At 71.6% G+C, this 13,443-nt stretch carries 8 protein-coding genes; 2 read left to right on the top strand and 6 right to left on the bottom strand.

Annotated elements, in window-relative coordinates; all coding sequences use genetic code 11:
- Positions 1 to 94: 94 nt before the first annotated feature.
- The gene (locus ACH5AO_RS33095) at positions 95 to 1,105 is read left to right on the top strand and encodes a LacI family DNA-binding transcriptional regulator (protein WP_398931181.1); all 1,011 of its coding nucleotides are present in this window, start codon (positions 95 to 97) and stop codon (positions 1,103 to 1,105) included.
- 173 nt (positions 1,106 to 1,278) lie between these two features.
- Here ACH5AO_RS33095 and ACH5AO_RS33090 read toward each other — a convergent pair whose 3' ends face one another.
- The 6 genes from ACH5AO_RS33090 to ACH5AO_RS33065 all read right to left on the bottom strand — a co-directional run bounded on the left by ACH5AO_RS33090 (position 1,279) and on the right by ACH5AO_RS33065 (position 10,017).
- Positions 1,279 to 1,992 (bottom strand): hypothetical protein, encoded by a 714-nt coding sequence (locus tag ACH5AO_RS33090; RefSeq protein WP_398931179.1) that lies wholly within the window; start codon positions 1,990 to 1,992, stop codon positions 1,279 to 1,281.
- A 36-nt stretch (positions 1,993 to 2,028) separates the two neighbouring features.
- On the bottom strand, positions 2,029 to 4,242 hold the full coding sequence (locus ACH5AO_RS33085) for a glycosyl hydrolase family 95 catalytic domain-containing protein (protein ID WP_398931177.1): 2,214 nt from the start codon (positions 4,240 to 4,242) through the stop codon (positions 2,029 to 2,031).
- Positions 4,239 to 6,209: a beta-galactosidase gene (locus ACH5AO_RS33080; protein WP_398931175.1), complete on the bottom strand. Its 1,971-nt coding sequence runs from the start codon at positions 6,207 to 6,209 to the stop codon at positions 4,239 to 4,241. The genes ACH5AO_RS33085 and ACH5AO_RS33080 overlap by 4 nt, the downstream gene beginning before the upstream one ends.
- Positions 6,210 to 6,328: 119 nt before the next feature.
- Positions 6,329 to 7,264 (bottom strand): carbohydrate ABC transporter permease, encoded by a 936-nt coding sequence (locus ACH5AO_RS33075; RefSeq protein WP_398931173.1) that lies wholly within the window; start codon positions 7,262 to 7,264, stop codon positions 6,329 to 6,331.
- Complete coding sequence (locus tag ACH5AO_RS33070; protein WP_398931172.1) at positions 7,261 to 8,295, bottom strand: ABC transporter permease; 1,035 nt, start codon at positions 8,293 to 8,295, stop codon at positions 7,261 to 7,263. Before ACH5AO_RS33070 ends, ACH5AO_RS33075 begins: the two co-directional genes overlap by 4 nt.
- A 27-nt stretch (positions 8,296 to 8,322) precedes the next feature.
- On the bottom strand, positions 8,323 to 10,017 hold the full coding sequence (locus ACH5AO_RS33065; RefSeq protein ID WP_398931170.1) for an extracellular solute-binding protein: 1,695 nt from the start codon (positions 10,015 to 10,017) through the stop codon (positions 8,323 to 8,325).
- A 358-nt stretch (positions 10,018 to 10,375) separates the two neighbouring features.
- On the opposite strand from ACH5AO_RS33065, the gene ACH5AO_RS33060 reads away from it, so the two are divergent.
- Positions 10,376 to 13,216 (top strand): glycoside hydrolase family 3 C-terminal domain-containing protein, encoded by a 2,841-nt coding sequence (locus tag ACH5AO_RS33060; RefSeq protein WP_398931168.1) that lies wholly within the window; start codon positions 10,376 to 10,378, stop codon positions 13,214 to 13,216.
- The last annotated feature ends 227 nt before the right edge of the window (positions 13,217 to 13,443 follow it).

Here is a 13,443-nt window from a genome sequence, read left to right as displayed (position 1 = left end):
CACCCGTCCTCCTGTGGGGTTACTGTCAAGCCACCCTCACCTGCCCCTACACATTGCGCATATCGTCGAAGCGCTTCACAAGCTTGGAGACTGGATGGTCACCCTCGCCGAGGTCGCCCAGCACGCCGGAGTCTCCGCGAGCACGGTGAGCTATGTCCTCAGCGGCAAGCGGTCCATCTCCGCGAACACCCGGCAGCGGGTCGAGCGGAGCATCCACGAGCTCGGGTACCACCCGAACGCCGGGGCCCGTGCCCTGGCCAGCAGCAGGTCGAACACCATCGCGCTGATGGTTCCGCTGCGTACGGACATGTACGTGCCGGTGATGATGGAGATCGCCATCGCGGTGGCCACCACGGCCCGCACCCACGGGTACGACGTGCTGCTGCTCACCGGTGAGGAGGGCCCGGACGCGGTGCGCCGGGTCTCGGGCAGCGGACTCGCCGACGGCATGATCCTGATGGACGTCGAACTCGACGACGAGCGCCTGCCGCTGCTGCGGAAGACCGACCGGCCGGCGGTGCTGATCGGTCTCCCCGCCGACACCGCCGGGCTGACCTGCGTCGACCTCGACTTCAAGGCCACCGGTGCGCTGTGCGTGGAGCATCTCGCCCAGCGGGGGCACCACGACATCGCCGTCATCGGCGAGGCACCGGCGGTCTACGAACGGCACACCGGCTTCGCCGAGCGCACCCTGGACGGACTGCGCGGCCGGGCGCGGGAGCTGGGGCTGCGGCTGCTGCACCGGCCGTGCGAGGGCGGGTACGACGCGATGGCCGTGACGCTCGCCCGGATCCTCGACGAACGCCCCGGCACCACGGGCTTCGTCGTGCAGAACGAGGCGGCGGTGGAACCCCTGCTCGCCCTGCTGCGGCAGCAGGGGCGGGCCGTGCCCGAGGACGTCTCGGTGGTCGCGATCTGTCCGGAACAGGTCGCCGTGCAGGCCTCGGTGCGGCTGACGTCGGTCGCCGTTCCCGCGCAGGAGATGGGCCGGCTCGCCGTGGAACAGCTGGTCGCCAAGCTCGACGGGCGGGGCGGCGACGAGGTCGTGCTGATCGCGCCCGAACTGACGGTCCGCGCCAGCTCGGGCCCGGCACCCGCCCCGTAGCCCGCCCGGTGGGGCGGGCGCGGTCGCTCGCGGCGCCACGGCGCCGGAACGCCGGGTGGCTCCCGGCCGGTCATCGAGACGGCTCCTGCCCGGCGGTCCGGTGGGCAGGTCCGCCGGACCGCCCGCGGCCGCCCGCACCGGGCAGCGGTGCGGGCGGCGCGGAGACGTGGTGCCTAACCGCCCGACACCGTCAGGTTGTCGGTGCGGAAGTCGAGGCCGCCGGACGACGAGGTGATCTCGTAGCCGAACTGCACGTCACCGATGGTCTCGTTGCCCATCCAGCCCTTGGTGTCCTTGATCCACCTGAGGATCGGGAGGATGTCGACCGTGCCGGAGTTCGAGTCCGAGGTGCGCAGGAACGAGAAGACCTCGTTGGCGCCGTTGTTCCCCTTGTAGACGTTCCAGGTGTGGCCGCCGAGGCTCACGGTGCCCTGCGAGGAGCCGAGCGGGCCCACGGCGCCGTTGTGGTTGACCCAGAGCATGATCTCGTAGTCGTAGTCCGTGTCCCAGATGTCGTACGAGGTGTTGTACGCGCCCGAGGACGGGACGGTGACCTTGTAGCTGCTGGTGAGCGAGGAGAGGGAGGTGATCGACTTGTTGATCACCTTCTTGGCGTTCGGGTAGGACTTGATGCCGCCTGTGTTCGGATGGTTCGCCCACACGCCCCAGTTGGTGCCGGAGTTGGCCCAGACGCACTGGGCCCCGGCGCCGGAACCCCAGATGTTGTTGTAGAGGGTGTAGCCGTTGAGGCTGGTGTTGCCCCACTGGTCGCAGGAGCTCCAGACGGCGGCGTGCGCGGGGGCGGAGGCGAGGCCGACCGTCGCGCCGAGCGCGAGGGCGGGTGCCAGCAGGACCTTGGTGATCCTGCTCAGGGTGCTTGGTGCCATGGCATTCCTTCCATGGGTGGGGGGAATCGCGGGGGGTCACCGCGCCTTCGGGGTGAGGACGCGGTCTTCTCCGGCGACCAGGTCGAGCGGTTCGACGCCGGCGGAAGTCCACAGGTCGATGCGGTGGGTACGGGTCGGCCGGACGACGGCGGTGACGGCGTCCGGGGACCAGGTGAGGTCGAGTGAGGCGCCGAACCGGGTGCGGATGCCGCGCAGTTCGCCGCTCGGGTACGCCGGGAGGGGCGCCGGCAGCAGGACCAGCCGGTCGGGGGTGGACTGCACGAGCGCCTCGATCAGCACGGCGGGCAGGGTGTGGGCGGCGTCGGCGTTGTAGACGTGGCGGTGCGGGTAGTGCGCGCTCATCAGGGAGGCGTGGAAGAAGTCGCCGTCGAGGACCTGGCCGAGCGCGTGGGCGACCCGCTCGCCGTCCCGGAGGCGGGCCGCGATCAGCGCGTGGTGCAGGTGGCCGTGGGCGGAGTCGTTCTCGGCGCCGCGCAGTTCCAGGGCGCGGTGGGCGGCGGCGGCCAGCCCGGGGGTGTCGTAGGGGGTGATCTCGTCCAGGGGCCAGACGCCGTAGAGGTGGCTGAGGTGGCGGTGGTCGTAGGAGTCCTCCAGGCCGGGCCACGCCCACTCGGCGAGCGCCCCGTCGGCGTTGATCCGGTGCGGCGGGAGGCGGTCGGCGAGGGCGCGCCAGCGGTCGGCGTGCTCCGGGTGGTACGCGGCGGCGGTCCGCAGGGCGTGGCGGGCGGCGGAGAGGTCCATGGCCGCGTTGACGGTGCCCCAGCTCGCGTTGGCGGGCCGGTTCTCGGGCGAGTAGGAGGGGACGACGACCGGCCGGCCCTCGCCGTCGGTGCGGGTGAGGAAGTCCTCGTAGAACAGGGCGACTTCGGCGAGCGCGGCGGCGGTGTGCGGGTCGCGTGCGCCGCGGGTCTCGTCGTGGTCGACGAGGGGTTTGAGCAGCCAGTCGGCGCCGGCGGTCCACAGGTGCAGCGGGTATTCGCGGCTGAAGTGGTACGAGTGCCCCGACTCGCCGTCGCTGTGGGCGGGCGCGACCACGCCCCGGGTGCCGAAGACCGCGCGGGCGTTGTCCCGCCAGTCGGGCAGCTGCCGCCGGATCAGGGCGGCCAGTGCCCCGGTGACCTCGGGGAGGGCCGCCGCGGCGGCGGAGGCGGTCTGGAGGTTGAGGTTGGCGTCGTGGGTGAAGGCGCCGGACCAGGCGGTGTCCCAGTCGCCGGTCCACAGTCCGGTGAGCCGGGGCGGGAACAGGCCGCTGGCGGACAGCAGGTGGTAGCGGCCGGCCGCGAAGAGCCGTTCGAGCAGGGCGGCGCCGCGCGGCCGGGTGAGCAGCTCCGAGCCCGGCAGGGCGCGTTCGTCCGGGTCGGCGGCGAGGTCCAGGGTGACGCGTTCGTAGGCGGTGCGGTGCAGGGGGAGGTGGCGGGCGAGGAGGCCGTCGTACGGGGAGCCGGGGGTGTCGGCGAGCAGGTCGCGCAGGGCGCGGCCCTCGGCGACCACGTCGAGTTCCCCGGTGTGCCGCCGCACCCGGGTGAGCAGCAGCACCGACCGGGCGCCCTCGACGTGCACGCCCGGCGGGGCGAGCGCCGTCCGGCCGCCGGTGACGGTGACCAGGGTGACGCCGGTGCAGGCGAGGTCGGTGCCCGGGTAGCGGGCGCGCAGGCTGAGCAGGGCGCCCTCGGGGGTGAGGACGGCGCCGTGGCCGACGCCCAGGCCGGTGGGGGCGCCCGGGAGCCGGTGGTCCAGCAGGACGTCGAGGGTGAGTCCGGGGCCGGTGACGTGCTGGACGATCACGTCGTCGGCGCGGGAGACGAAGACCCGGCTGGTCCAGCCGGTGCGGGTCGCCTCCGCGACGCCGGTGGCGAAGTCGAGCGTACGGCGGTATCCGCCCGGGTCCGGGTCGCCGTCCGGGCGGCGCACGCGGACCTGGAAGGCCGGGTGGAAGGGTCGCACCCACTGCAGCGGGCGGCCGTCGGTGAAGTCCTCGGCGGCGGTCGTGTCGCCGGCGAGCAGCCGGTCCTGGAGGCCGGACAGTCCGTCGGCGAGCCGGGGCGGCAGCCGATTGTGTCCCTCGCCCTCGGCCGGGCGGACGAGGGTGTGATGGGTGACGACGGTCCGGTCGTCGTCCGGATCGCCGAACACGAGGGCGCCGTGGTGGCCGTTGCCGCTCAGGAAGGCGTCCTCCCAGCGGGCGGCCGGCCGCGGCTCCCAGGTTCCGTGGACGGGCGCGGTGCTCATGGCCTCAGCACCGCCACGCCGTAGCGGCCGAGGGTGATCCGGTCGGTCACGGTGTCCTCCGTCAGCAGGTCGTGGTGGGTTCCCGGGACGTCCACGGTGACCGGTTCGCGGTCGTGGTTGAGCAGGAACAGCAGCTCACCGCGGCGGACCGCCTCGACTCCGTCCGGGAGCCCGTCGAGCACCGGCCGGACGCCCGCGCCGGTGGCGATGCGGGTCAGCAGGGCGCGCAGCGCCTCCGGTTCGGGGAGCGTCGAGACGTACCAGGCGCGGCCCTTGCGCAGCACGGCGGGCAGTCCGTCGAGTTCCCCGCCCCGGTAGCGGACGGTCTCGTCGGCGGTGCCGTCGGGCTCCAGTTCCTCGGACCACAGGGTGCCGCGCAGGCCGCCCTCGCAGTCGGCGGTCTCCCCCGCGTCCAGCGGCCACCACTCGTGCAGGGTGCGGATGCCGAACAGCTCGCGCAGCCGGGCGTCCATGCCGCCGGGCCGGACCCGGTCGTCCTGGTCGGCGACGCCGGTCAGGAAGCCGCAGACGAGGGTGCCGCCGCCGCGTACGTAGGCGAGGAGGTTGTCGACGGCCTCGTCGGTGAGGAGGTAGAGCTGCGGGACGACGACGAGCCGGTAACCGGTCAGGTCGTGTGCGGGGTGGGCGAAGTCGGTGGTGAGGTGGGCCTGCCAGAGGGCGCGGTGCCAGGCGCTCAGGACCTTCGGGTGGTCGACCTCGTGGGAGGGGCGGGCCTCCTGGTCGCCGGCCCACCAGGAGTGCCAGTCGTGCAGCACGGCGACGTCGGCGGTGATCCCGGTGCCGGCGGTGTGCGGGGCGATCCGGGCGAGGTCCGCGCCGATCCGCTTGACCTCCTGGTACGTACGTCCCCGCTCGCCGGCGTGGCCGACCATCCCGGAGTGGAACTTCTCGGCGCCCTGCCGGGACTGGCGCCACTGGAAGTGGCAGACGGCGTCGGCGCCGCGCGCCACGGCCTGGAGGGACCACAGGCGGTTGAGGCCGCGCGGCTTGGGGTGGTTCACCCGGCGCCAGTTGACCGCTCCGGCCGCCTGCTCCATGAGCATCCAGGGTCCGCGGGCCTGGGAGCGGGTCATGTCCTGGACCAGGGCGCCGCTCTGCGCGCCGAGGGGGTCGCGCGGGTCGGGGTAGAGGTCGACGGAGACGACGTCCTCCTCCTCGGCCCAGCGCCAGGCGTCCTGGCCGGCCCACAGCGGCATGAAGTTGGTGGTGACCGGGAGGTGCGGGGTGTGCCGGCGGACGATGTCGCGTTCGGCGGTGTAACACTCCAGGAGCATGTCGGAGGTGAAGCGCTTGAAGTCCAGCACCTGGGTGGGGTTCTTCAGGTAGTGCGCGTGGCGGGGCGGCAGCACCTCGGCCCAGTCGCCGTAGTCCTGGCTCCAGAAGGCGGTGCCCCAGGCGGTGTTGAGGGCGTCGAGGGTGCCGTAACGGTGGCGCAGCCAGGTGCGGAAGCGGGCGGCGGCCTCGTCGCCCCAGTCGTAGGTGCAGTACTCGTTGTTGATGTGCCACATCGTGAGGGCCGGGTGGCCGGCGTAGCGGGCGGCCAGGTCCTCGGTGATCGCGGCGGCGTAGCGGCGGTAGGTGGCGCTGGAGTGCGAGAAGTGCTGGCGTCCGCCCCACCACTCGGTGCGGCCCTCCGCGTCACGGGGCAGGGTGTCCGGGTGGAGGTGCCCCATCCAGGGGGGCGGGGAGGCGGTCGGAGTGGCGAGGACGACGCCGATGCCGTGGTCGCGCATCAGGCCCATCAGCCGGTCGAGCCAGCCGAAGTCCCGCTCTCCGGGGCGGGGTTCGAGTTTCGACCAGGAGAAGACGCCGAGGGTGACGGAGTTGACGCCGGCCTCCTTCATCAGGCGGACGTCCTCGTGCCAGACCTCCTCGGGCCACTGCTCGGGGTTGTAGTCGCCGCCGTAGAGGAGGCGGCCTCGGGTGGCGTCGTTCAGACTGGGCATGGGGGACCTCGTGGTCGGGGGGTGAGCGGAGTACCTCGGGGGCGCGGGGAACCGCGCGGCCGGCCACGACGGACCCGTGGCCGATGAAGCACGACGCGGCCCCCGGCGGGGCAGGGCGGTCAGCCCTTGACCGCCCCCGTGAGCATCCCCTTCTTGAAGTGCTTCTGGACGAACGGCGACAGCACGGCCACCGGCAGCAGCGCCATCACCATGACGGCCATCTGCACGGCCAGACCGGACAGTTCACCGGTCTTGATCGCCTGGCCGAGGCCGACCGGCGCCTCCTGTTTCTGCACGAGCTGGATCATGACGTTCTGCAGGGGCAGCATGTCCTGGTCGTTGAGGTACAGGGAGGCGTTGAACCAGGCGCTCCAGTAGCCGACGGCGTAGAACAGCGTGATCACCGCGACGACCGCGCGGGACAGCGGCAGCACGATCTGCCACAGGATGCGCAGGTCCCCGGCGCCGTCGATGCGGGCGCTGTCGATCAGCTCCTGCGAGATGCCCATGAAGAAGCCGCGCAGCACCAGGATGTTGAAGACGCTGATCGCGCTGGGCAGGATCAGCGCGAGGTAGCTGTCCGTCAGGCCGAGGGACTGCACCAGCAGGTAGGTGGGGATGAGGCCGGCGCTGAAGAACATCGTGGCCAGCAGCACCATGAGGATCGAGCGGTGGCCCAGCGAGCCGCTGCGGGACAGTCCGTAGGCGCACAGCACCGACACCGCCATCGAGAAGAGGGTGCCGACGAGGGTGATGCCGATGCTGACGAGCGCCGCCCGGGTGACCTGGCCGCCGCTGAGCAGTTCCTGGTAGGCGACGAAGGTGATGTCCGTCGGGATCATCACCAGTCCGCCGGCCTCGTCGATGGCCTTGCGCGTGGACAGGCTGGTGACCACGACGATCCACAGCGGGAACAGGATGGCCAGGCAGGCGAGGAACAGGACAAGACCCTTGCCCGCGAGCCCGGCCCGGCTGGGCTTCTCCTCCCACACCGGCCGGGGCGGGGCCGCCCAGCGGCCGGGCGTACGCGCGGGCTTGTCGATGACGGTGGTCACTTCTTGTACACCCCCTGCTCGCCCATGAGATGGGCCACCTTGTTCGCTATCAGGACCAGGCCGAGACTGATGACGCCCTTGACGAGTCCCGCGGCGGCCGCGTAGCCGAAGTCCTGGTTGCGCACGCCGTTCCACCACACGAAGGTGTCGAGGACCTCCGCGGCTCCCGGTCCGACGGCGTCGCGTTGCAGCAGGATCTGTTCGAAGCCGACCGTCAGGGCGTCACCGACGCGCAGCACCAGCAGCAGGGCGATCACCGGGCGCAGCGCGGGCAGGGTGACGTGCCACATGCGGCGCCAGCGGTTGGCGCCGTCCATCGCGGCGGCCTCGTACAGGTCGGGGCTGACCGAGGCCAGCGCGGCGAGGAAGACGATGATCCCCCAGCCCGCGTCCTTCCACACGCTCTGCGCGGTGACCAGGAACTTGAAGGTCTCCGGGTCGGTCATGAGGCTGAGCCCGTCGTACCCGTGGTCGCGCAGCAGCTGGGACAGCAGCCCGGCGCCGCCGAACAGCTGCTGGAAGACGGCGATGACCAGCACCCAGGAGAAGAAGTGCGGCAGGTAGAGGATGGCCTGCGAGATCGCCCGCACCCGCGGCCTGACCACGCTGTTGATGAGCAGCGCGAGCAGGATGGGGATGGGGAAGTACAGCACCAGCTGGAGGACGAACAGCACCAGTGTGTTCTGGACCGAGTTCCAGAAGGCGGAGTCCTCGAAGATCCGCTGGAAGTTCTCCAGGCCGACCCAGGGGCTGTTCAGGATGGAGACGACCCCGTTGTCGCTGATGTAGGGGTCGTACTCCTGGAACGCGACGACGTTGCCGAGGATCGGCACGTAGTTGAAGAGCAGCACCAGCAGCACGGCGGGCAGCGTCATCAGCAGCAGGACGCGGTCGCGCCGGAACCTCAGCCGGAGGCTGAGCTTCCCGGCGGGCGGTTTCTTCGCGGCCCCGGTGGCGCCGCCGTGCGCCGCCGGGGGGTTCTCCTTCGCTTCGGCCTCGGTGTCGGTCCGAGGCACCGTGCTGTGGGACACGGCGGTTCTCCTTGCCTCGGTACCCGGTCAGCCGGCCGCCGAGCCGTTCTCGTCGAGGATCTTCTTGTACCAGTCGCGGAGTTCGTCCCCGCCCTTGCTCTTCCAGTCGGAGACGGCCTGCTGCACGTCGCTGACCTTCTTGCGGCCGCGGACGACGTCGTCCTCCAGCTGCTCGAAGTCGTTGGAGAGGTTGGTCCAGCGGGCGGGCTCGGTGATCTGCATGCCGTAGAAGGCCGACTTCCTGGTGAAGGCGCCCATGCGCTGCTGCCACTCCACCTGGCCCTTGGCGACCTCGGGGAAGTCGGGGTGGGCGATGGTCGGGGCGGGGCTCGCGACCATCACGTAGGCGTTCATCACGTCGATGTTGCCCTGGTCGGTCTTGGTGGGCACACCGTCCTTGACGGTGTAGTGGGTGCCCTCCACGCCGTAGTTGGTGGCCATGTACTCCTTGGTGCCGTACGGCGCGGCGGTGACGTTGGCGACGGCCAGCACGTCGCGGATCACGGCCTCCGAGGCCTTCTTGTTGACGAAGGCGAAGATGCCGGCCGGGTTCTTGGCCCACAGCGTGGGGTCGCCGCCGTCGTGGCCGAAGATGTCCATGCCCCAGATCTTGAACTCGGGGTTCTGGGTGGCCTGTTCGGCGGTTCGGCTCCACCACTGCGACATGTCCTGGTTGTAGATCAGGAACTCGCCGGCGGCGAACTTGGGTCCGGCGTCGGTGGCGTTGCTCTTGCCCAGCTCGGCGTCGGGGTGCACGACCCCGGCGGCGAACAGCTTGCGCGTCCACTCCAGGGCCTCGAGGTACTCCTCGGTCTCGATGCGGTAGATCAGCTTGCCGTCGACCATGTTCCAGCCGAGCGACTTCTCCTCGCCGGAGAGCACGCCGAAGGCGTTGAAGGCGGTCCACTTCATGTCCAGGCAGGCCCAGCGCTTGGCCTTGGCGCTGGTGGCGTCCTTGGCCAGTTCCATGAACTCGTCGCACGAGCGGGGGACTTCGTAGCCCTCCTTCTCGAATATGTCCTGGCGGTAGAGCGGGACGATGCCGGTGACGTAGGAGGACGGCATGGGGAGGCCGCGCAGTTTGCCGCCGAAGATGGACCGCTGCCAGGCGTCGGTGGGGATCGCCGCGAGGTTCGGGTAGTCCTTGACGGCGTCGCCGGACAGGTACGGGCCCAGGTCGGCGAACTTGCCGATGATGGCGCTGGGGATCTTGCCCGTCATGTTCCAGCCGGGCACGACCACCACGTCGGGCACCTCGCTGGAGGCGAGGACCGCGCCGAGCTTCTGGTCGTAGGTGTTGCCGTCCTGGTTCTGCCAGACCACGTCGACGCCGATGAGGTCGTTCATCGACGTGTAGTAGGCGTTGCCGCCCTTGGGCGGGGAGCCCCAGAACGGCGACATGATCGTGACCTTGCCGCCCTTGCCGAGCTTCTTCGGCACCGACGTCTTCAGGCCCGCCAGGTCGAGCTTGCCGGTGAAGCCGACCGCGGAACCGTTCTTGCTGGGGATGTCGGGCGTGACCACGTTGCTCGCCACGTACGCCGGGAGGATCTTCTTGGCGTCCTTGCTCGACGTGGTGCCGTCCCGCGAGCCCCCGTCGGACCCGCCGCACGCGGCGAGCAGCGGCATTCCTCCCGCCACCGCGGCGGTGGCGACCGCCGTGGAGGCGAGGAAGCCTCTCCGGCTCGGTCCGGAGGAGGTGGGGGCGGCGTTCGGCGTCATTGCGTCAACCCTTCATGGCGCACCAGGACACCCGGCGGTGGCCGTCGGCTGCGGTGTCTTCAGTGGAACTGGCTGAGCCGAAGCGGTGGTTCGGCGGAAGGTGCGCCGGAAAGGCGGGCCTCGCAGTCGAAGCGCTTCGATGTTGCTGCGAGGTTAAGTGAACACCTGGGGGCACACAAGGGTCGCATCGAAGATTCCTCGGATGTATGCGCGATCGCGACGCAGGCATCATGCCCATGGATCTTCCACGAGGCGTCCGATCTGCTGCTCTCGGATCCCTTGACACCCACCCCTGCTCCGAATGAGCATCGAAGCGCTTCGAAAGCGCCTCGTCGCTCCATCCCGAGGGGAACCCCACGTGACCGCACAAACGCCGCCTACGCCGCCTTTCCGCGATACGACCCTGCCGTTCGCGAAGCGCATCGACGACCTCCTGTCGCGGCTCACCCTCGACGAGAAGATCGGATTTCTGCACCAGTTCGCGCCGGCCGTCGAGCGTCTGGACGTCGCCGCCTTCCGCACCGGGCAGGAGGCCCTGCACGGTGTCGCCTGGATGGGCCCGGCGACGGTGTTCCCGCAGGCCGTCGGCCTGGGCGCGACCTGGAACCAGGAGCTGGTGCGCCGGGTGGGCGAGGCGGTGTCCCGCGAGGTCCGGGCGATGCGCAGCCGCGACGACCGCGTCGGCCTCAACGTCTGGGCGCCGACCGTCAACCTGTTGCGCCACCCCCTGTGGGGCCGGGGCGAGGAGGGCTACTCGGAGGACCCGAAGCTCACCTCGGCGATCGCCACCGCCTACACCCAGGGCCTGCGCGGCGACCACCCGGCCTACTGGCGCACCGCCCCCGTCCTCAAGCACTGGCTGGCGCACAACAACGAGACGGAGCGGGACACCACCTCCAGCTCCGTCCGCCCGCGCGTGCTCCACGAGTACGACCTGCGCGCCTTCCGGGAGACGGTCGAGGCGGGCACGGTGGCCGGCGTGATGCCGGCGTACAACCTGGTCAACGGCCGCCCGAACCACGTGTCGCCGTACCTGTGCGAGCACCTGCGCGCCTGGACCGAGGAGGACCTGCTGGTCTGCTCGGACGCCGGGGCGCCGTCCAACCTGGTCGACTCCGAGCACTACTTCGACACCCACGAGGAGGCCACCGCGGCGGCCCTGCGGGCCGGGGTCGACAGCTTCACCGACCACGGCACCGACAGCTCGACGATCATCGGACGTATCCGGGGCGCGCTGGAGCGGGGCCTGCTGACGGAGGCCGACATCGACACGGCCGTGCGCCGTCAGCTCTCGGTGCGGTTCCGGCTCGGCGAGTTCGATCCGGGTGCGGACCCGTACGCCGGGGAGCAGCCCTTCGACACCCCCGAGCACCGGGCGCTCGCCCGGGAGGCCGCCGAGCAGGCGATCGTCCTGCTGAAGAACGACGGCGCGCTGCCGCTCGCCCCGGACGCCCGGATCGCGGTCGTCGGGCTGCTCGCCGACGAGTGCAAGCTCGACTGGTACAGCGGCAGCCTCATCCACCGCTCCACCCCGCTGGAGGGCCTCTACGAACGCTTCGGTGCCGAGCGCGTGGAGTTCGCCGAGGGGGTGGACCGGGTGCTGCTGAAGACCTCCGCCGGTACGTTCCTGCACGTCCCGCCGGCCCCCGAGGCGTCCGAGGCGGCGCGCGGCGCCGAGGGCGCCCTCGACCCGGCGCTGCTCGCGGGCCGCACCGACCTGCCGCCGCTCGTCGCTCAGGCGGACGGCACCGAACTCGCCCTGGTCGACTGGGGCGGGGGCGTGCTCACCCTGCGGGCGCCCGACGGCCGCTACCTCTCGGTCGCCGAGGACGGGTACGTGCGCGCCTCCGCCGACCAGCCGGGCGGCTGGGTCGTGCAGGAGACGTTCCGGCTGGAACCGCACGGGGACGGTCACCTCCTGAGGCATCTGGGGACGGGACGCCATGTGCGGGTCGCCGCCGACGGCGTGAAGGTTGCCGAGGAGGATCCCGAGGTCTTCGAACCGGTCGTCGTCGAGCGCGGGCAGGACGCGGTCACGCGCGTCGCGGCCGGCGCCGACGTGGTCGTGGTGGTCGCCGGAAACGACCCGCACATCAACGGGCGCGAGACCGAGGACCGTACGACGCTGCGGCTGCCCGCCCAGCAGGAGCGGCTGCTGCGCGCGGCCCGCGCCGCCAACCCGAACACGGTGCTGGTGCTGACCTCCGCCTATCCGTACGCGGTGGACCCGGCGGACCTCCCCGCGCTGCTGTGGACCGCGCACGGCGGTCAGGCCGCGGGCACCGCGCTGGCCCGGGTGCTCGCCGGTGACGTCTCCCCCGCCGGCCGGCTGCCGCAGACCTGGTACGCCGACGACGCCGACCTGCCGGACCTCCTCGACTACGACGTGATCGGCAGCCGGCAGACCTACCTGTACTTCGAGGGCACGCCGCTGTTCCCCTTCGGACACGGCCTGTCGTACGCGGGCTTCTCCTACGGGAAGCTGACCGCGGACGTCGACGACTCGGCGGTGCGGGTCTCCCTCACCGTCACCAACACCGGCGACGTCACCGCCGACGAGGTGCCCCAGCTCTACGTCCGGGCCGTGAACCCCTCGGTGCCGCGCCCGCGCCGCGAACTGCTGGCGCACCGGAGGGTGACGCTGGCGCCCGGGGAGTCGGCCGGGCTGTCCTTCGTGCTTCCGCTGTCCGCCTTCGCGTTCTGGGACGTGGCGGTGGGCCGGTGGCGGGTGGAGCCGGGGGCGTACGAGCTGCTGGCCGGGGCGTCCAGCGAGGACGTGCGGGCACGGGCCACGATCACCCTGGACGGCGAGCCGGCCGTCCCGCGTCCCGTCCTCGAACACGGCCTGGACGCCGCCTGCTTCGACGAGCAGAGCGGGGCCGAGATCGTCGACCGTACGAAGGCGGCGGGCGACTCGGTCACCGCCGTGGCCGGGAAGGACGGCGAACTCCTCTTCCGGCGCTGCGACTTCGGCGGCGGGGCGACGGAGGTGACCGTGGAGGTGTCCGGCGAGGGCACGGCCGAGGTCTCGCTCGACGGCGGGCCGGTGCTCGCCGAGCTGTCGCCGGGAGCACCCACGTCCGGCCCGTACGACTACACCACGCTCCGCGCGTCCTTCGCCGTCGTCGACGGTGTGCACGACGTGCGCCTGCGACTGCGCGGCCCGCTGCGGCTCGCGCACGTCGGCTTCTCCGGTTGAGGGTCCGGAGGCGGCCGGCGCGATGAAGGGGTCCGGCACCGGTGGGAACCGGTGCCGGACCCCTTCACGTCGTGTCGCTCCGCAGAAGGCCCGCGCCCCGGAATCCGCCCTCCGGACAGCCGCGCGGTCCCCGTGGTACCGGGACGGGAGACATCGGCGCCACGCCCTGAACACCTGTCCCCCGGTCCGTGGTACCGGGACGGGAGACATCGGCGCCACGCCCTGAC

Source organism: Streptomyces sp. NPDC018964, from assembly GCF_044390325.1.
Taxonomy (GTDB): domain Bacteria; phylum Actinomycetota; class Actinomycetes; order Streptomycetales; family Streptomycetaceae; genus Streptomyces.
Note: the sequence above shows the minus strand (reverse complement) of the source record. Positions and strands in the feature narration are given on the sequence as shown.

What these genes read in the sequence shown, in the direction of transcription:
- ACH5AO_RS33095 (WP_398931181.1), top strand. Translation starts at nt 95, where the DNA reads ATGGTCACCCTCGCCGAGGTCGCCCAGCACGCCGGAGTCTCCGCGAGC.
- ACH5AO_RS33090 (WP_398931179.1), bottom strand. Translation starts at nt 1,992, where the DNA reads ATGGCACCAAGCACCCTGAGCAGGATCACCAAGGTCCTGCTGGCACCC.
- ACH5AO_RS33085 (WP_398931177.1), bottom strand. Translation starts at nt 4,242, where the DNA reads ATGAGCACCGCGCCCGTCCACGGAACCTGGGAGCCGCGGCCGGCCGCC.
- ACH5AO_RS33080 (WP_398931175.1), bottom strand. Translation starts at nt 6,209, where the DNA reads ATGCCCAGTCTGAACGACGCCACCCGAGGCCGCCTCCTCTACGGCGGC.
- ACH5AO_RS33065 (WP_398931170.1), bottom strand. Translation starts at nt 10,017, where the DNA reads ATGACGCCGAACGCCGCCCCCACCTCCTCCGGACCGAGCCGGAGAGGC.